13 protein-coding genes and 2 pseudogenes are annotated in these 19,582 nt (G+C 61.7%); 5 read left to right on the top strand and 10 right to left on the bottom strand.

What is annotated here, in order from left to right:
- Positions 1-290 precede the first annotated feature (290 nt).
- The 5 genes from CBB63_RS04675 to CBB63_RS04655 all read left to right on the top strand — a co-directional run bounded on the left by CBB63_RS04675 (position 291) and on the right by CBB63_RS04655 (position 7,616).
- On the top strand, positions 291-1,853 hold the full coding sequence (locus CBB63_RS04675) for an OpgD/OpgG family glucan biosynthesis protein (RefSeq protein ID WP_502695859.1): 1,563 nt from the start codon (positions 291-293) through the stop codon (positions 1,851-1,853).
- An 8-nt stretch (positions 1,854-1,861) separates the two neighbouring features.
- A complete protein-coding gene (locus CBB63_RS04670) occupies positions 1,862-2,014 on the top strand; it encodes a hypothetical protein (RefSeq protein WP_217621267.1) in 153 nt (50 codons plus the stop codon).
- Positions 2,007-3,785, top strand: coding sequence for a glucans biosynthesis glucosyltransferase MdoH (mdoH, locus tag CBB63_RS04665; protein WP_502695858.1), 1,779 nt, complete (start codon positions 2,007-2,009; stop codon positions 3,783-3,785). Before CBB63_RS04670 ends, mdoH begins: the two co-directional genes overlap by 8 nt.
- Positions 3,760-5,016: an OpgC family protein gene (locus tag CBB63_RS04660; protein WP_286698319.1), complete on the top strand. Its 1,257-nt coding sequence runs from the start codon at positions 3,760-3,762 to the stop codon at positions 5,014-5,016. Before mdoH ends, CBB63_RS04660 begins: the two co-directional genes overlap by 26 nt.
- Before the next feature lie 161 nt (positions 5,017-5,177).
- Complete coding sequence (locus tag CBB63_RS04655; RefSeq protein ID WP_286698318.1) at positions 5,178-7,616, top strand: mechanosensitive ion channel domain-containing protein; 2,439 nt, start codon at positions 5,178-5,180, stop codon at positions 7,614-7,616.
- Positions 7,617-7,699: 83 nt separating this feature from the next.
- Here the strand turns inward: CBB63_RS04655 and CBB63_RS16395 are convergent.
- From CBB63_RS16395 to soxZ, 10 genes and pseudogenes are all read right to left on the bottom strand, one after another.
- Positions 7,700-9,290: pseudogene (locus tag CBB63_RS16395) on the bottom strand (acetolactate synthase large subunit).
- Positions 9,287-10,855: a class I adenylate-forming enzyme family protein gene (locus CBB63_RS04640; protein ID WP_286698316.1), complete on the bottom strand. Its 1,569-nt coding sequence runs from the start codon at positions 10,853-10,855 to the stop codon at positions 9,287-9,289. The pseudogene CBB63_RS16395 and the gene CBB63_RS04640 overlap by 4 nt, the downstream one beginning before the upstream one ends.
- Positions 10,856-10,956: 101 nt before the next feature.
- Entirely contained in the window at positions 10,957-12,684 is a 1,728-nt protein-coding gene (locus CBB63_RS04635; RefSeq protein WP_286698315.1) for a SulP family inorganic anion transporter, read from the bottom strand.
- Between the two features lie 4 nt (positions 12,685-12,688).
- On the bottom strand, positions 12,689-13,573 hold the full coding sequence (locus CBB63_RS04630) for an MBL fold metallo-hydrolase (RefSeq protein ID WP_286698314.1): 885 nt from the start codon (positions 13,571-13,573) through the stop codon (positions 12,689-12,691).
- Between the two features lie 184 nt (positions 13,574-13,757).
- Positions 13,758-14,195 carry a DUF302 domain-containing protein gene (locus CBB63_RS04625; RefSeq protein ID WP_286698313.1) on the bottom strand — a complete coding sequence of 146 codons (438 nt, stop codon included), beginning with the start codon at positions 14,193-14,195 and terminating at the stop codon, positions 13,758-13,760.
- A gap of 71 nt (positions 14,196-14,266) precedes the next feature.
- The gene (locus CBB63_RS04620; RefSeq protein ID WP_286698312.1) at positions 14,267-15,292 is read right to left on the bottom strand and encodes a c-type cytochrome; all 1,026 of its coding nucleotides are present in this window, start codon (positions 15,290-15,292) and stop codon (positions 14,267-14,269) included.
- Positions 15,276-16,468: pseudogene (soxC, locus tag CBB63_RS04615) on the bottom strand (sulfite dehydrogenase). The gene CBB63_RS04620 and the pseudogene soxC overlap by 17 nt, the downstream one beginning before the upstream one ends.
- A 94-nt stretch (positions 16,469-16,562) precedes the next feature.
- Positions 16,563-18,266: a thiosulfohydrolase SoxB gene (soxB, locus tag CBB63_RS04610; protein ID WP_286698311.1), complete on the bottom strand. Its 1,704-nt coding sequence runs from the start codon at positions 18,264-18,266 to the stop codon at positions 16,563-16,565.
- Positions 18,267-18,362: 96 nt separating this feature from the next.
- Positions 18,363-19,217 carry a sulfur oxidation c-type cytochrome SoxA gene (gene soxA / locus CBB63_RS04605; RefSeq protein ID WP_286698310.1) on the bottom strand — a complete coding sequence of 285 codons (855 nt, stop codon included), beginning with the start codon at positions 19,215-19,217 and terminating at the stop codon, positions 18,363-18,365.
- A gap of 27 nt (positions 19,218-19,244) precedes the next feature.
- On the bottom strand, positions 19,245-19,574 hold the full coding sequence (gene soxZ / locus CBB63_RS04600) for a thiosulfate oxidation carrier complex protein SoxZ (RefSeq protein WP_009826258.1): 330 nt from the start codon (positions 19,572-19,574) through the stop codon (positions 19,245-19,247).
- Positions 19,575-19,582: the final 8 nt, after the last annotated feature.

Raw genomic sequence — 19,582 nt, 5'->3', positions numbered from 1 at the left:
GTGATGCCAACCAATCTTATTCTAGGGCGATTGAACGTCATTTCCGGCAATTTTCCGCTGTATTTCAAAGGGACTAGACAACACCTGCACTCAGGGGCGCTATGTCTTTNCAAATATTGCCGGATGATGCCGCGCTGATTTCGCGATTTTCGCGTAAACCCCGCACTGTGCAGCAAAATTTTGCGCATCATGCTTCATGTTATTGAACTTCCCGCGTAATTATATGAATTCTGCAATGCAGCAACGAACAGGAATCATTTTTGATGCATCATTTGTCTCGCTCCCGCCCGATGTCTCGCCGGTCAGTATTGCGCGCNGGGGGGGCNNCTTTGGCTTTCGCTGCTACAACCGGTTTGCAAGACACTGCTGCTTGGGCGCAGGCCAGTGATACGGCGGAGCCTTTTTCNTTTGATATTCTGATCGAACGGGCNCGCANCCTCGCGGGTGAAGAGTACACCGCGCCGACGCAACTGGGCGAGCCTTTTACCACGCTGGACTATGACGATTACCGCAACATCCGCTTCCGCGAGGACAGCGCGATCTGGAAAGGCCCTGCGGCGCAGGCGGTGGTACATGCCTATCACCCCGGCTGGCTGTTTGACGGCACCGTGTCGCTTTACGAGATCGTCAATGGCAAGGCACAGCCGCTTGGCTTTACCTCGGATGATTTCATCTACCAGTCCAAAGCGCTTGAAAAGATCCCGACCGGCACCGAGCTGCCCGGCGTCGCGGGCTTCCGCATGAATGCGCCGCTGAACGATCCGCAGCAGTTCGACGAGATCGTGTCCTTCCTCGGGGCGAGCTACTTCCGTGCCTTGGGGGCGGGCAACCGCTATGGCCTGAGCGCGCGCGGGCTTGCGGTGAACACTGCCACCTCCGAACCCGAGGAATTCCCCCGCTTCAGCGCCTTCTGGCTGCAGCGTCCCGCACCCGGCGAGACGAAGATGACCTTTTACGCCCTGCTGGAAAGCCAGTCGGTCGTGGGGGCCTACAAGTTCACCGTGACCCCCGGCGCCACCACCACGATGGATGTGACCACCGAACTGTTCTTCCGCCAGGACGTGCAGCAACTGGGCGTCGCGCCGCTGACATCTATGTATCTGTTCGGGCTGAACGATCAGGGTAGCTTTGATGATTACCGTGCCCGCGTCCACGACAGCGAGGCGCTGGTGGTCAACACTGGCCAAGACACGCTGTTCCGCGTGCTGAACAACCCGCCCAAGCTCGCCAATTCATACTTTGGCGCGCAATCGCCGAAATCCTTTGGCCTTGTGCAGCGCCACCGTGCCTTTGACGACTATCTGGACGCCGAAGCCCACTACGAGCTGCGCCCGACGCTGATGGTCGAACCAAAAGGGGATTGGGGCGAAGGCATGGTCCGCCTGATCGAGATCCCGTCGGATCTGGAGGGGAACGACAATATCGTCGCCTTCTGGACTTACAAGAACGGGTTCGCGGCGGGGGATAGCAAAAGCATTTCCTACCGTCTGAACTGGGGGATGAACCCGCCCGGCGCGTCTTCGACACTTGCCCAAGTATCGCGCACTCTTGCCGGAAATGGGGGCATCGCGGGCGTAAAACCGCGCAATGATCGCCGAAAGTTTGTCATCGACTTCGAAGGTGCAACTTTAGGGGAACCAAACGCCGAGAACGTTGTTGAAGCCAATGTAAACATCGCCGGCGGCACAGTTGCAGGACAAGTACTGCAGCAGATCGACGGCCACGATCACATGTGGCGACTGGTTCTAGAGGTCGTCGCCGAAACTGATGCAACGGTTGAACTGCGCGCCAATCTGGTCGCGGGCGACCGTAGCTTGACCGAGACTTGGGTATACCAATGGCTGAAAGAATGAATACGTCTGTGACATCACCTGCGACCACCGAACAAATGACCGACTTTGACCGTTATGCGCCTCGCCCTGCCCCGCTGGATATGCCGCGGCAGGTGCTAGAGCATGATGCCCGCCCCTCCCTGTTCGAGGTGGTGAGCCGCATCTTCATGCGTAATGCCTGACATGCCCTCTTACTTACGCGATGGTGCCACGCGGGTCAGCCGCGTTGGTGCCATTTGCTTTGCCCTGCTATGCGCAACNGCGGCAGCCGCGACACTGGCGCAAGCGGGGCTTAATACCGGATTTGATATCTGGGACGGCTTNGCCGTGGCGCTTATCGCGCTGACGACGGCTTGGTTGGCCTGGGGGGCGGGGCAGGCGTTTTTGGGCGTGCCTTCTTTCGATCCCCTCCCTGATATGGACCTGAGCAACGCGGATTNCCCCCCGACGGCGATCCTTGTGCCGATCTGCAACGAAAACCCGACAGAGGTTTGCGCGCGCATTATGGCAATGCGCCAATCCATGCAGGCCNCGNACGTACCCGTNGATTTCGCCATTCTGTCCGACACCTTTGACCCCGACGCCCTGATCGCAGAGCGCGCGGCGCTGGCCCCGCTNTTGGGCGATGANNGCGCTNCGAACCCGGTCTACTACCGCAACCGTACCGACCGATATGGCCGCAAGGCGGGCAANGTCGAGGATTTCATCCGCAAATCCGGCGGGGCCTATGAATACGTCGTGATCCTTGACGCCGACAGCCTGATGGAGGGCGACACGATCCGCCATCTTGTCGCACGGATGGAGGCAGACCCGAGCCTTGGCCTGCTGCAAACCCTGCCCAAGATCTTTGGCGCGGGGTCGCTGTTNGGCCGNGCGATGCAATTCTCTGCCAGCTTTCATTCGCCNGTTTTTGCACGCGGTCTGGCCCGTATGCAGGGNCGCGCGGGCCCCTTCTGGGGGCATAATGCCATCGCCCGTGTGCGCGCCCTGTCNCAATGCTGCGGCCTGCCTGAACTCAGCGGCCCCGCCCCTTTCGGCGGCACCATCCTNAGCCATGACTATGTCGAAGCNGCCCTGCTGGTACGCGGCGGCTGGCGCGTCGAGATGGACCCCCGCATCGCCGGTTCCTTCGAGGAAGGCCCCGACAATCTTCTCGCNTTTGCGCGCCGTGATCGCCGCTGGTGTCAGGGCAACCTGCAACACATGCGNCTGGTCGGTGCCCCCGGCCTGCACGGGTGGAGCCGGTTCGTCTTTGTCCAGGGGATCATGGCCTATCTGGTATCGGTCGCCTGGGGGGCCTTCCTGATCGTGTCGCTGCTGGCNGCTGCGACCAATGCCAGCCCTGATTATTTCCCCAACGCCTATCAGCTNTTCCCCGTCTTCCCCGACGACAAGACCTTCCAGATCGTGGCGCTTGCCTTTGGGATCGGTGGGCTGNTGNTGCTGCCCAAGCTCGCGATCTTTGGCGAAGCGGCNGCAACNGGCCGCGCCAAGGGGTTTGGCGGGGCGCTGCGCGCGCTTGGCTCTGTCCTGTCTGAAATNCTGCTGACCGCGCTGATTGCGCCCGTGATGCTGATGTATCAAAGCCGCGCCGTCGCCGAGGTCTTTGCCGGCAAGGATGGCGGCTGGCCCGCAACCGCACGCGGCGAAGGGCGGCTTACCCTCGCCGAAAGCTGGCGTGCCAGCCGTTGGGTATCGCTGTTCGGGGTCGCGGTNACNGTTGCCGTCTATCTNTGGGTGCCGAACCTGATNTTCTGGCTCTTGCCGGTGACGCTGCCCATGTCCATCGCGCCGCTGTTGATCGCCGTGACCTCGCACGAGAGCACCGGCCAAGTCTTTACCACGCCGCAAGAACGGGCCACGCCCGCCGTCATTGCAGCATATCGCGACAACCTGAGATCGGGTGCCGCCCCAGAAGGATCGTCGCATGACACAATCGNCCAACCGGCCTGACGCCCAGCTTATTCCCATCCGGCGCGGCGTCGACCTGCCGCGCCGCGCGCGTGATCCGCGCATCGATGCGTTTCGCGGGCTGGCGCTGATCATGATCATCATCGACCACATGCCCGGCAACCCNTGGGAGCATCTGACCATCCGCAACATCGGGTTCTCCGACGCGGCAGAGGCGTTCTTTATCATGTCGGGCATCGCGGCGGGCATCGCCTATTCCCCNGCCATTGGCCGCTGGATGTCGGGCGAGCTGCGTCTTTGGGANGCGATGGCCCCNCTGTGGCGGCGGGCGTGGCAGCTTTATATCGTGCATATCGTGCTGACGGTCGCGGCCATCGGTCTTTATGCCTGGGCGGCAGATACGTTTGTGCGCTCGGAATTTCGCGTGATGCACAACCTCGCCCTCTTGTATGACCAGACCGGTGCCGCGATGGCGGGGCTGGTCACGCTGGGATATCAGATCGGCTATGTGAACATTCTGCCGTCCTATACCGTCTTGCTGCTGGCAGGCCCTGCGCTGATCGCCGCTGTNCTTTACGCGCCGCGCACGACCTTGGCCGTTGCGGGGGCGTTCTGGCTTTATGCAGGAGCCACCCGACTGACCATCCCNAACCACCCCGGTGGCGGCGGCTGGTTNTTCAACCCGCTCACCTGGCAGTTCATCTTTGTCATCGGCCTTGCCATTGGCGTGCGTCATCGCAAGGACGAACGGTTGGTCCGCAACTCTCCGATCCTGTTCAAGCTGGCGCTTGGTCTGCTGCTGTTCATCTTTGCCTGGCGCTACGTGCCCGGTCTGGGGGCGTTCATGAACAACAAGATGGCGCAGCTTGGCGGGCTTGGCCTGCCTAGCAACATCACGACGCACAACAAGTCGATGCTCGCGCTGCCGCGCTTGGTGCATATCCTCGCGCTGGTCTATGTGCTNTCGTGCCTNCCCGTNGTGACCCGCATCTGCGCACACCNCTATGCNGCCCCCTTGCGTCTGATGGGCAGCCACGGCCTGCTGGTCTTTGGGCTAGGGACGATCCTTGCACTGGCCGGACAGATCATGATGGATGTCGAACCTACGGTCACCGCCCTGCCGTGGACCCTGCCGCTGGCCGCCATCGCTGTNTGCTATGCCGCCGCCCTGCTGGCCGAAGCCGCNCGCAAACAGCCGCAGCCAAAGCANCCCGCCCCGACCAAAGCCGAGGCCCCGCGCGCCGAGGTGATCACCGGCAGTTCCACNGCGTAAACAAGCCCGTTAGTGCCATGACCGAAAGACCGCCCGATGCGCAGACTNGCCCTGCCATCGGGTTTTCTTTACGTCCAAGACCGCCCATAAGCGAAAAACAGTGGAAATAGGGAATGTTCCCCTATCTCGTAGTGTAANTTAGTGTGTTGAAAGAGGCCCCCATGTCAAAAACCGGAAAGATCGCGATGCCAACCCAAGGGTGGCTCTACGTACTGACGGGGCTTGTGGTGGCACTCTTCCTGACGCTTGCCCCCTTCGCGGCGCAGGCGCAATCGCTNTTCACCGGTGGCGGNTCTTCCNACACGGAAACAACCGAAACGACACCCGAGGCAGNGGCGAAGGCACCGCTGGATACCCTGCTTGAAGTGCTTAAGGACGATAACGCNCGCGCGGCGCTGATCGCCGACCTTGAAAAGTCGCTGGATGCCTCGGGCGACCCCGCGGGTGATGAAAACCCCGCGATTGAAACCATCACCGCCGCCGCGGATGCCGAAGGCGTATCGGTCGGGCGGCAAATCGCCCTGATCACCCAGCAGATCGGCCAAGACACGGTTAATACGCTCACCTCTTTCTGGAACGGGTTCCAACGCGGCGGCAAGGTCTTCTCTGGCCTCAGCGGTGCGGAACTGACCGTATTGCTGGAAGCGATCCCCGGNCTGCTTGCGGTCATTGCGATCACCGTCGCGCTCTTTGTGGTGCTGCGCTACCTTGCGCGGGGGCTGTATGCGCGCATGGGGCGCACGGCNGANCATGTGGGCCTCTTCCGCTCTATCGGGCTGTTTCTGGGGTCGAACCTGCTGGACGCCTTTATCGTTGTTGTGGCATGGGCCGCTGGTTATCTGATCACCATCCTCGCCGTTGGCGAAGTCGGGCAGATCGGCATCCGCCANTCGATGTATCTGAACGCCTTCCTGCTGGTCGAAATGACCAAAGTCGTCATCCGGTCGTTCCTGTCGCCCGTTGCGTCGGGTCTGCGTCTGGTGCCCGTCGGTGACAAGGCCGCCGCGGCGCTGACGCGCTATCTGAGCATCGTGGTCAGTGTTCTGGGNTACGGGCAACTGCTGGTCGTGCCAATCGTCAACCAAAGCGTCAACACGGCCGCGGGCGCTGGCGTGTCGGCTCTTCTATCGGTCCTTGTACTGCTGTATTTTGTCTACATCGTGCTGCGCCGTCGCAAGGCCGTCACCCGCTGGCTGCAAAGCGAGGCNGACCCCAGCGAGGCGCAAGCCGCCGAGGGCGTCGACCCCGCCACCATCGCAGAGGCGCGNCGCGGCTTTATCGCGCGCACGCTGCACGGGTTGGCAGGCATCTGGCACTGGTTCGCNCTGGCCTATATCGCGGTGATGTTCATCGTGGTCATGACCCAGCCCGCCGAGGTCACGCTGAACGCGATTGTCGGGTCGGGCAAGATCCTTGCCGCGATCATCATCGCCGCCCTGCTGTCNGGNTGGTTGGCACAGGCCGTGCACCGCGGCATTTCACTGCCCGAGGACGTGAACGCCAAGNTGCCGCTGCTGGAACGTCGCATCAACACCTTTGTCCCCCGCGCCTTCAGCGCCTTGCGGCTGTTNCTNCTGGTCTGCGTGCTGTTCTTNACGCTGGACGTGATCGGCACGATCGACATGCGCAGCTGGCTTGAGGGGCAGGTCGGGCTGGCAATGACCAAGGCGCTGATCTCTGTCGGGTTGATCCTGACGGTGGCCTTCGCCATCTGGCTCGCGCTGACATCCTTTGTCGACTACAAGCTGAACCCCGAATACGGGGCTGTGCCAACCTCGCGGGAAACCACCCTGCTCACCTTGCTGCGCAATGCGGCGACCATTNCGCTGATCATCCTCACGCTGATGTTCGTGCTGAGCGAGATCGGGCTGGATATCGGGCCANTGCTCGCTTCTGCCGGGGTCTTGGGTCTGGCGATTGGTTTCGGCGCGCAGAAGATGGTGCAAGACATCATCACCGGCGTGTTCATCCAATTCGAGAACGTCATCAACGTGGGCGATGTGATCACCGTGGGCGGCACCACTGGCACCGTCGAAAAGCTGTCGGTGCGCTCTGTGTCCCTGCGCGATGTGCAAGGGGTGTTCCACATGATCCCCTTCTCTACCGTGGATGTGGTCAGCAACTATATGCGCGGCTTNNCCTACACNGTCTGTGACATGGGCATCGCNTANCGCGAGAATGTCGAAGAGGCCAAGCAGGCCATGTTCGACGCCTTNGACCGCATGATGGAGAACGAGCCAGAGATCGCNAATAGCATCATGGGAGAGCTGGAATGGTTCGGNGTNCANTCCCTTGGTGACAGCGCCGTGGTGCTGCGNGTGCGGATCAAGACCGATCCCGGCAAGCAATGGGGCATCGGGCGTATGTACAACGGTTANCTCAAGACGGTCTTTGACGAGCGNGGGATCGAGATCCCCTTCCCGCAGCAGACNATCTGGCTGGGCGAGAACAAGGACGGCACCACCCAGCCGTTCAAGATCGAAGGCCCCNCCGCGCAGGATNNAGGCCTGCCGCNGACCAAAACCGTGTCCAAGCCGATCGAGGCAGACGATGTGCCGGACAGCGATGATGCCGACGGCGACGGTGGTGCAGACCGCTAACAGACGCGGATGACTGANATAGAAAAAGGCCCCCGATCAGTGCTGATCGGGGGCCTTTTTCTATAGGGTGGTTGGCGCAGGCGCTACATCACCGCTTCGATCAGATACGGGCCTTTATGCGCCAACCCTGTCTCGATCGCGAGCTCAAGCGCTTTGCAATCTGTGACCTGTGTTGCCTCTACCCCCATCGACTTTGCCATCTGTGCAAATTCAAGCGTCGGCTGGTCNANCGACAGCATATCCATCGCCTTGGGGCCCGCATTGCTGACGCCGACATTGGTCAGCTCGCCGCGCAGGATCTTGTAGACGCGGTTGGCGAAGATCACGATGGTGATGTCCAGCCCCTCGCGCGCCATCGTCCAAAGCGCCTGCACCGTGTACATGGCGCTGCCATCCCCGATCAGCGCCATCACCTTGCGGTCAGGGCAGGCCACGGCCGCCCCGATCGCCACGGGCATGCCATAGCCGATGGACCCGCCGCAGTTNTTCACCCAAGTGTGCTTCGGGGCCCCTGCNGTTGCGGGGAAGAACGCGCGGCCTGTGGTGATCGCCTCGTCGATGATAATCGCATCCTCGGGGATGGTGCGCGCTAGGGCTTGCGCGATGCCGCCCGGCTCCAACGGGCCGCTGGGTTTGTCGGNGGTNGCGGCTTCGGCCACATGGGCGGGTGGAGTGTCCGCCGCNCCNACNCCGCNGCACAGCGCCTCCAGCGCCCCCGCGATATCCTGNGCGGTGGTGCAGAGGTTGGTGATCTGCGTGCCCTCGGCGGTCAGGATCGCGGGCTTGTTCGGATAGGCGAAAAAGCCGATGGGTGCGCGTGCGCCCAGCAGAACGATGCGCTTGAACGGGGCCAGCGTCTCTAGCGCCTGATCGATGGGATAGGGCACGCGGTNGACCACNACACGCCCTGCCCCGCGTTCCTGCCGCGCATTGGCCCATTCGCTTAGCAGTTTGCAGCCCGTCTTGGCCGCGATCCGNCCCGCAATCTCAAGCATCTCNGCNCTNANCGCGGCACCGCCCAACAGCAGCAGGCTGTCGGGNCCGGACANCGCGGCGACGGCTTCCTCNAANNCNGCCTCGTCAAAGGCANGGCGNTNNGCAGGCTNTCAGCGCGGGCGCGACNGCGCCGCCTTCGTTCCAGGCGGTGTCACTGGGCAGCATCAGCGTCGCCACCTGCCCCGGTGCCACATTTGCCGCCTGCACCGCACGGGCCGCATCCGCGCCCACATCCGCCGCCGACATGGANGTNTGCACCCAATGGGACACGGGCCGCGCGATNCCTTCGATGTCAGAGGTCAGCGGCGCGTCCAGCTCGATATGCGTGACCGCATGTTCGCCGACAATATTCACCACGCCCGAGCCTGCCTTTTTCGCGTTGTGCAGGTTCGACAANCCGTTGGCGAGCCCNGGCCCAAGGTGCAACAGGGTGCAGGCGGGCTTGCCGGNCATACGGTAGTACCCATCCGCCGCCCCCGTCGCCACGCCCTCTTGCAGGACNAGGATCGACCGCATGCCGGGCACGTGGTCCAGCGCGGCAACAAAGTGCATTTCCGACGTGCCGGGATTGGTGAAACAGGTATCAAGCCCACTATCNAGCAGCGTNTGCACAAGGCTATCGGCNCCNTTCATCTGGTCTGTATCGTCTTGGTNGCTCATGTCATNTTCCTTGTTCACGCAGANACCGCCGCCCANAAGGGCGCGCGCAATTCTTTCTTGAGGATCTTCCCGATAGAGCTGCGCGGCAGCTCNTCGCGCAGTTCCACCGCCGACAGACGCTGGCTTTTACCCAGCTTGGCNTTGGCGTCAGCGCAGATATCNTCGCCCGAACGCGTCGCCCCCTCGCGCAGCACCACCAACCCGTANGGCGTNTCGCCCCAAGCGTCAGAGGGCACGCCGATCACGGCGGCATCNNTCACATCGGGGTCNGCCAGCAGCACCAGNTCAAGATCGTCGGCATAGATGTTCAACCCGCCCGAGATAATCATATCTTTCTTGCGGTCCGACAGGATCAAAAAGCCGTCCTCGTCNAAACGNCCCATATCGCCCGAGCGGAAGAANACGTTGCCCGCTGCGTCGCGCCAGATGTAGTCAGCGGTCAGGTCATCGCGCCCGAAATACCCCGCCATCATCGTCGGCCCGCGGCCGCAAATTTCGCCCACNGTGCCCTTGGGAACCTCTGCACCGGTCTCGTCAATCAGGCGGATTTCATTGCCCGGCGCAGGCTGGCCCACCGTGTGCAGCTTGTCGGGATGTTCGGCAGAATTCAGTACCGTGACCCCGCCGCCTTCGGTCAGACCATAGTANTCCAGCAGCTTGCCGGGGAAGCGCGCCAGCACATCCGCCTTGACCTCGGCCCGCAGCGGCGCGGAGGTGGAGAATTTCACCTGCATCGANGANAGNTCAAANNNGTCAAAGTCAGNCACGTCCATGATGCGTTTGTATTGCACAGGCACNAGCATCGTGTGGGTGATCTTTTCACGCTGCACGATCTCGAGGTACCCGCGGGCGTCGAACTTCGGCATCAGATAGACGGTCGAGCCGCCATAGAGCGTNGGCAGGAAGGACACGATCGTTGTGTTGGAATANAGCGGCGTCGACAGCAGCGTGCGGGCGTTATCGTCNTANCCGTTGGGCGACACGCGGTCCATCTGCGCCGACCGCATCCAGTGATTGTGCAAGATGCCCTTGGGCGTGCCGGTCGTGCCCGAGGAATAGATCAGGTTGAACGCATCCGACATCTCGATCTGGATTTCGGGGTCGGAGTCCGAAGCACCGTCAACCGCNGCGCCATAAGGCTGAAACGCGGGATGGTCGAAATCAATGGCAAAGCGCGCCAGATNCAGATCGGCGATAAAGCCATCGACCAGTTCAAGNTATTGCGCCGCGACAAAGATCGCGCGNGCGCCGCAGTCGGTCAGCATCTTTTGCAGCGCATCGGGCGAGGCCATCGTCGACAGCGGCGTCACGCAGGCCCCTGCCCGCAGGATGCCCATAAACAGNTCTGCATAAGGAATGGAATTGGGCGAGATGATCGCGATGTTGTCGCCCTTGCTCACCCCCATCGACAGCAGCAGATTGGCGATCTTGTTGATGCGCTGGTCGAATGCCCCCCAGCTGACGGTTTGCCCGTCACAGACCAGCGCAGGTTTTTCCGGATGTGCTTTGGCGTTGTCGCGCACGACCTCGACGATGGTTTTCGTGGGTGTCGTCGCCGGTGCCGGCGGATTGATCGGTATCATATCACTGTCCTGAAATAGTTCTCTCCCCGCTGCGGAACGCCGTTCCGCAGCCCCTGACAGCAGTTGTAACGATCAAACAGAAACTTGCAAACGATGGGTGACTATGCGGCAGCTTTTCCCAAGGCGACATAGGCTGCATGCTGGGACAGGAACACGCNGCCTGTCAAATCCGAGATGAAATGCTGCTTTTTCAGACGGTCCATGACAGGCCCTTTGACCTCGGACAGGTGCAGTTTGATCCCCATATCGCGCAGCCGCGCGTTGATCGCTTCAAGCGATTCCAGCGCGCTAAAGTCGATCTCGTTGATGGCAGAGCACATCAGCACGACATGGCGCAGACAGGTATTGCCCGCCAGCCGGTCGTAGATGCAATCCTCCAGGAACCGCGCGTTGGCGAAATACAGGCTTTCGTCGATGCGCAGGGTCANCACCGTTGGGCAGGTCTCGACCTCATGGCGGTTGATATTGCGGAAGTNTTCGGTGCCCGGNACCAGCCCGACTTCGGCAATATGCGGTTTGGTGGTTTTATAGAGATGCAGAAAGATCGACAGCACCACCCCGCAGGTCACCCCCAGTTCGACCCCGCTGCCCAAGGTGATCAACATGGTCGACAGCACGGCAGCGAANTCNGATTTGGAATAGCCCCATGCCTTTTTCAGGATCGAGAAATCCACCANNGTCAGCACGGCCACGATGATCGTCGCGGCCANGGTCGCTTGCGGCAGAAAGAAGACCAGCGGCGTCAGCGCCAGTGCNGCNACGGCCAGCCCCACNGCGGTATAGGCCCCCGCCGCCGGTGTCTGCGCNCCTGCGTCAAAGTTCACCACAGACCGCGCAAACCCGCCCGTGACCGGATAGCCCCCCGTAAAGGCCGCGCCGATATTGGCCGCCCCCAGACCAATCAGCTCTTGATCCGGATTGATCCGCTGACGCCGTTTCGCGGCAAGCGTTTGCGCGACAGAGATGGATTCAACAAACCCGATGACAGAGATCAGAAAGGCCGGCAGCAGCAGGCTGCCCATCAGATCGAACGACAGGTCCGGCAGGGTCAGCGGCGGCAGGCTTTGCGGCACGGCACCCACGATCTTGACGCCCTGCCCCGCAAGATCNAANGCCCAGACCGCCAATGTGGTGACAACCACCGCCGCCACGGGCCCCGCCTTGGTCGCCACATCCGCCGCCCGTGGGCCAACGCCNCGCGCGCGCAGGAAAGGTTTCAGCCCCTTGCGCACCCAGAACAGAAACAGCGTCGCGGACACACCAATCACCACCGTCGTCCNGTTCACCGTGCCCAGATTGGCCCAGATCGACATCAGCAGCTCTGCCAGATTGCCGCCAGAGGCATCAATACCCAGAATATGCTTGATCTGGCTGGCGGCGATGATCACACCAGAGGCGGTGATAAAGCCCGAGATCACGGGGTGGGACAGGAAATTCGCCAGAAACCCCAGCTTGAACACNCCCATCACCAGCAGCATCACCCCAGACAGCAAGGCCAGCGTCAGCGCGGCGACGGCATAGCCCATCGTNCCCTGATCGGCGATATTGCCCAAGGCGGCCGCGGTCATCAGCGACACCACCGCCACCGGCCCCACCGCCAACGCGCGGCTGGTGCCAAAGACGGCATAAAGCAGGATCGGTGCGATCGATGCATAGAGCCCCGCTTCGGGCGGCAGCCCNGCCAGCAGCGCATAGGCCAGCGATTGCGGGATCAACATNATCGTNACGATCACCGCCGCGATCAGATCATTGGACAAGGCCGCCTTGTCATAGTCGCGCCCCCAATCGAGGACAGGCAGATAGCGGCGGGCAGCGGCAGNGATACGCACCTGATTACAACCCGTTCACCGGCACCTTGAGCATCAGGTTCCCGTCNTTGTCACGCGGCATATGCCCGGCGCGCATGTTGACCTGAAGCGACGGGATGATCAGNTTCGGCATCGANAGCTGCGCGTCGCGTTCGGTGCGAAAGGNGATGAATTCCTCGCGCGTTTTGCCGCCGCCCACATGGATGTTATGCGCCTTCTCTTCGCCCACGGTGGTTTCCCACTGGATATCGCGCCCATTGGGCCCGTAGTCGTGGCACATNAACAGNCGCATGTCGTCNGGCAGGGACAAGACCTTCTGGATGCTGTCATACAGCTCTCCGGCGTCGCCNCCNGGGAAATCCGCGCGNGCAGAGCCGCCGTCGGGCATGAACAGCGTATCGCCCGTGAAGGCNGCGTTGCCCATGACATGCACCATGCANGCGGGCGTGTGACCGGGGGTGTAGATAGCAAAACATTCCATGCCNCCGACGCGGTAGCGNTCGCCATCCTTGAACAAGGCGTCGAACTGCGACCCGTCGCGCTGGAATTCCGTCCCCTCGTTGAACACTTTCCCAAAAGTGTCCTGCACGGTCATGATCTGCTCTCCGACGCCGATCTTGCCGCCCAGCTTTTGCTGGATATAGGGNGCGGCNGACAGGTGGTCGGCATGGACGTGNGTCTCGATGANCCACTCCAGCGCGAGCCCCTGCGCTTCGACCTCGGCGATGAGCTTGTCCGCGTGGTCATAGGTGATCCGTCCGGCGGCATAGTCGATATCCATCACGGAATCGATGATCGCACAGGCGTTGGAGTTCGGNTCCCGCACGATATAGCTGATCGTATTGGTCACCGGATCAAAGTGGCCCGAGACGTNGGGGATGACNTCCATATTCACGGGGTATTCAGTCATGGTCACCTGCTCCGTTTGCGCTTTTTTCGCCCGACATCTGAAGGCTGCGCCCCGNCCGTCGAGTCGAACANATTCATACTATGGAATTNTTNNTNAANGAAGCGGATTGTGCTGNCNGCCCGCCATAGCCGCCGCGACAAAGCGTCCTGTGCCTGCCGCCTTTTCTACGCAACACCGGGGGCATTCAAAACCCGTCCAGCGCGCTTTGCGTGATCTCGTCCAGCAGGGCCTGCACCTCTTGCATGGGGCCGTCGGGGTAGGTCGGATACCCGACAGAAACCTCGCCATCGATGTCGGTGACAAATATGCTGTAGGGGCAATGGGCGATGTTCATCGGGTCCGCCTCCATCACCTTGCGCGACATCACGGCAGAGCAGAACAGAAACACGTCTGCCGCGCGAAAGATCTCGACATCGCTGCCGACGTCGCTGGCGGTACGGGCCAGCATCTCGCCCGTGTGGCTGACGTGGTCGATCACCAGCCCCTTGCCGACAATCGCGTTCTCGACCGCGAAGGTCGCATCGTCAAAGCTACCGTCGTAGGCATAGGTCACGGCCTGATCCTGAGCGGCGAGCGGCGCGGCACAAAGGCAAAGTGCTGCNGCAATCTGTAACGGTNTCATCCTTGTCCTTTCACAAACGGGCGCGGGCCTATCCTANCACCCTNGCCGCNCGTCGCCAATCATGCGCNNCGTCACGGGGCCGGAAAGCTGTTGAGATANGCGATCACCGCCTTGATCTCGGCATCGCTTTTCAAGCCGGAAAACCCCATCTTGGTGCCCTTCATGAAGCTNCGCGGTGATGNCAGAAAGGCGTCCAGCGTCTNGGGTGTCCAGATNAGNCCATCCTCTGCCTGCGCCATCAGGGCGCGCGAGTATTTGAACCCCTCGACCCCACCGGCAGGCGCACCGACGATCCCGTTCAGGACCGGGCCCGCGCGGTTTTTGGCGCGTTTGCCNAGCTGATGGCAGGCTTTGCATTTGCGGAACACCAACTCTCCATCGGCGAGCAAGGCGGGGTCGGCAGCAGGCTCTGACACTTGCTCGACATNNGCAACGGGCGTTTCTTGCGGCACAGTCGCGGGGGCGGCGTCCTTGGGTGTCACATCCAGCGACAGCGCGCGCATGGTNACNTTCACGCTTTCCTTGCAGTCCTCCATACACGGCGCAACCTGCCAGCNCGGCAATTCCNTAGTGTCGCGATCATCGCGNAGGAAACCGTCNGCATTNGGCATCCGGACCGNGGCGAAGTTNTNTTTGGACAGGGTAAATTCCTCTGCCACCAGATCGTTGGAATACAGGATATACGCCACGATGGCATAGGCCTCATCCGCCGTCAGCGTTCCCGCATCGCCATAGGGCATNNATCGGNGGATATANTCNAAGCTTGTNGACANATGCGGCCAATAGGACCCGACCGTCTTGACCGGATCGGCATCCGCCAGCGTGTCCTGCCCGCCCGCCAGCGCAGGCCAGTTCCCGCGGCCTTCGGCAAAGTCCCCGTGGCAGGCGGCGCATTTNTCGGTAAANATCGCTTCGCCCGTCAGCACATCGCCCTGCCCCTCGGGCAGACCGCGCCCATCGGGCANCACGTCCACATCCCAGGCNGCGATCTCTTCCGGCAGCGCGGCGCGGCCCAGACCGNAGGGGGCCGCCGCCANGGGCAAAGCCGTGNCCGTGGCGATGACNCANGCNGCAATGGTGTTAAGAAACTTCGACATTTTCAACGCTCCCGTCCGCGTGCAGCCACCATGTNTGGATGCCGTTGTTNTGGTAGACAGAGTTCAGCCCCCGCACCGNGCGCAGTTGCGTTTTCGTCGGCTGGACATAGCCCGTGNCATCCATCGCNCGNGATTGCAGCANCATCTCTGTGCCGTCCCACTGCACNTCGAGNTAAAAGCGGNTGAGCGNCATCGGCGTGCNCTTTTGGGCCAGTCGCGCGGTTTGCCANCTTGCNCCACCATCCGTCGACACATCCACGCGGGTGATCGCACCGCGCCCTGACCATGCCAGCCCGGTGATCACCAAAGGCCCCGCCCCATGGGGCACCGGCGCTTGCGGGCTTGGTGCGGTGATGACGGATTTTGCNTCCATCGCCCACGTCCATTTGCGGCNGGTGCCATCGGCCAGCGTATCGGTGTATTTCGACGTTTCCTCGCGGCTNTCGACGGGCGCGTCCGTGACCTCTATCCGGCGGAGCCATTTGACCCAGAGGTTGCCCTCCCACCCCGGCACGACNAGCCGCACGGGGTAGCCNTGTTCCTTGCGCAGCGCCTCGCCATTCGCNTTGAANGCGACAAGCACATCGTCGAGCGCCTTCTCCATCGGGATCGACCGCCCGTTCGACGACGCATCGGCGCCCTCGACATAGACCCATTTGCCCGCAGGGTCATAGCCGGCTTCCTCTAGCAGCAACCGCAGGGGCACGCCGGTGTATTCCATATTGTGGATCATGCCATGGGTGAACTGTGCCCCGTTCAACTGCGCGCCCGCCCATTCCATACCCGAATTGGCCGCACATTCGCAGAAATACACATGATTTTCGCGCGGGAAACGCTCCAGATCGGCGTAGGTGAACACCAGCGGNCGGTCNACCANNCCGTTCACCATCAGGCGGTAATCCTGNTTCGACAGTTCGATCGCGCCCGAGTGATGCCGCTCAAAGGCGCAGCCCTGCGGGGTGATCGTACCGTCCAGCGCGTGGATCGGGGTGAAGTTGATCGAACTGATGGTATCCGCCGTCAGCCAAGGCACATTGCGCCGCACCACGTCCTGCTCAAACCGGATCGGCAGACCGTAGGGCGTGACATCNACCCCATCGCCCAAGCCCTGCGCCCAGGGTTGCNGCTCAACGATCAAGGGACGGGCGAGTGCGCGGCAGCGCTACGGGCCGCCATCGCCCCTCGTCCAGCAGTCGGCGCGCCACGCAAGAAGGCCCGTCTGTTCGCTGTCTTCCCGTGGTGCCATGGCCTTGGCTTTCATGCTGCCCTGTTACGCGCCCTTGACGATGACGCTGGTGTTGGGGTCCAGCGACACGCTGCCCTGCTTGCGGATGTGGCTTTCGACCACGTCCCAGATCGCGGGGCCCTCGGTGCCTTCGTTCACGCTGGCCCAGCCTGCAACCTGATACGTNTTGGCCGGATCGATACGTTCCCCGGTTTTCAGCAAGGTCANTTCAGTGATGCGGCTGCCTTGCGGCTGGGTCACGTCAATGCGGTAGCCCAGCCCGCCTGTGCGCACCATGTCACCGCCCTGCTGGTAATAGGGATTGGGGTTGAACAGGTTGTCGGCCACNTCTTCCAGCACGACATGCAGGAATTCACCNGTCATCTCGGTCCGGTAGGCTTCGGGGTAGGTCATNGAGGTNACGTTCCAGATATCCTCGCGCGTGATGTCCTGCCCCGGCAGGATCGACGGCCCCCACCGCACACCGGGGCTCAGCGCGATATCNGCCTCGCGCTCGGACAGCAGCGCGTCGCAGATCAGGTCATCCCAGNTGCCGTTGAAATTGCCGCGCCGGTACAGCAGCGTGTCTTCGGCGGTGGTGCCGATCACCTCTGTCAGCTGGTCAAGGTATGGCGCGCGNTGTNCGTCGATCAGCGCGGTCATCGNCGGATCAGGCGCAATNACGTCNGANAAGATCGGGATCAGCTTNTGTCGGAACCCCATCATGCGCCCGTTGCGCACGTCCAGATCGACGCGGCTGACGAATTTGCCGTTCGACCCCGAGGCGACGATGATCGTCTCGCCCACCAGCACAGGCTCGGGCAGCGCGTCATGGGTGTGACCCGACAGGATCACGTCGATCCCCGTCACCACGCCCGCCATCTGNTTGTCCACATCAAAGCCGTTGTGGCTCAGGCAGACGACCAGTTCGGCCCCTTTGGCGCGGACCTCGTCCACCATTTCCTGCATACGCTCGTCGCGGATACCGAACGAGTATTCGGGGAACATCCAGCCGGGGTTGGCNATCGGCATATAGGGGAAAGCCTGCCCGATCACCGCGACTTTAACGCCGCCTGTCTCGTAGAACTTGTAGGGCGGGAAAAGCTCTGTCGGTTCGTCCCATTCGGCGTCAAAGATGTTCTGCCCCAGGGCGGCAAAGGGCAGCCCCTCGACGATCTCTGCCACGCGGTCAGAGCCGAGCGTGAATTCCCAGTGAAAGGTCATCGCGTCAGGCTTGAGCGCNTTCATCACGTTGACCATNTCCTGACCTTGCGTGTGGTAGCAGGTGTAGCTGCCGTGCCAGGTGTCGCCGCCATCCAGCAGCAGCGCATCNGGCCGGTCCGCGCGGATCTGGTTGATCACACTCGCCACACGGTCCAGACCGCCCATCTTGCCATAGCCCTGCGCCAGCGCCGAAAAATCGTTATAGGTCAGCGCATANGCCGAGGGGCTGCCGTCCGCGATCCCGTAAAGCTTGCGGAAATCCGCGCCGGTCAGATGCGGCACCTTCCCGCGGTTCTCGCCCACACCGATGTTGACCGAAGGTTCGCGGAAATAGATCGGTTTCAACTGCGCGTGNATGTCGGTCACATGGATCAGGCTGACNTTNCCGAAGGTGTCGAATTCAAGCAATTTGTCCTGCGTCAACGCCTGCTGCGCGGCNAGCTTGCCCCAGTTGCCAAAGGACGACGCACCATACAAAGCCGTTGCAGCCATGCTGGCCTGAAGGAAATCACGACGAGAGATCATAGGTTGGCCTTTTCGACGCGCAATTCATATGCGCATATTTGAATAACAATGTGATGGAAAGACCCGCCTCGCATCGGCGAGACGGGTCTTTTCAGGTCAGTTCCGGACAGATGGCCCTTCGACCGACAGCCCGTTCCCGCGCGAGCCGACGTAAAGTTCTAGTGCGACAAACTCGGGGCTGCCGGGGGCAAAGGTCTCGGCACGGGTGTCGCGAACACAGCCTTTGAAACGGGCCTGCACCGCNTTCAGCTTGGTGTTTTTCAGACGGTANGTCGGGAANCCGTTGATCTGGCCNTGGCTCAGGTGGTCGGCACGGATCATGTTGCCATAATTGTCNTCGTGGCAATTGGCNCAGGACAGTTCAAGCTGGCCNAAACGGGTATAGTAGATCTCTTTGCCCTGCTCCCATGTGGATTGTGCCGGACCGTCGATGGCGATGTTCACCGGCATCCCTCGCGAGACAGAGGCGATCAGCGCCGTCATGTTCACCATGTCGCCGCCAGTGTATTTCCACTTTTCCGCCCCCATGCGGTTCTCGCGGCAATCGTTGATCTGCATTTCCAGCGTGCGCACCTCGCCCGCGGATTCGACATACTTCGGATAGACCGGACGCACGCCTGCCATCTCGGCCGAGGCCCCGTGACAATCCGCGCAGGACTTCCCCTCTGACCCGTCGGCGGTGTTCCAGACATCTTCGGCCTGTTCCACAAAAATCATGCCCGCGTTGTCGAAATCATCGGCCTGCATCGCGCGGGTCTCGGCACCGCGGAAAAGCCAGCCCGACATAACCTCGTCCAACGAGTCCGCCATATGCGCGGGGGCTTCAGTGCGGGTCACGATGTCGATCTCTCCGTTGATCACCAGCGTATCATCCGCGGGATCGGCGAAGGCCCCCGTCGACATCAACGCCGCAGCAAGGCACGCGCCCAGACCTTTTGTGAAATTGCTCATTCCTGTTCCTCCCAAGGATGCAGACGCTTAGCCGATCGCGATGTCTTTGGTTTCCTCGTAGACATCGCCGTCATCGTCATACCACGTGAAGGTGAATGTCCCCGCTTCGGGCACGGTAGCGTCGAATTCGAAATACGGGTTGGTCGAGATCGCGGGCTCCAGCGCGACATCGATCACATTCTCGCCGTTAAAATCGCAGGTGAAACGGTTGATGATCGACCGCGGGATCGTGTTGCCGTCCCCGTCCTTGCGCTGGCCGGATTCCATCTTGTGGCTGATCAGGGTCTTGATCGTGATGGTTTCGCCAGCCGCTGCTGACTTGGGGACTTTGACGCGGGGTTTTACACCAGATGCCATGTTATTCT

This window comes from Sulfitobacter sp. TMED3, from assembly GCF_002167505.1.
Taxonomy (GTDB): Bacteria; Pseudomonadota; Alphaproteobacteria; order Rhodobacterales; family Rhodobacteraceae; genus Sulfitobacter; species Sulfitobacter pontiacus.
The sequence above is the reverse complement of the archived record's forward strand: the minus strand, read 5'-3'. Positions and strand labels throughout refer to the sequence as shown.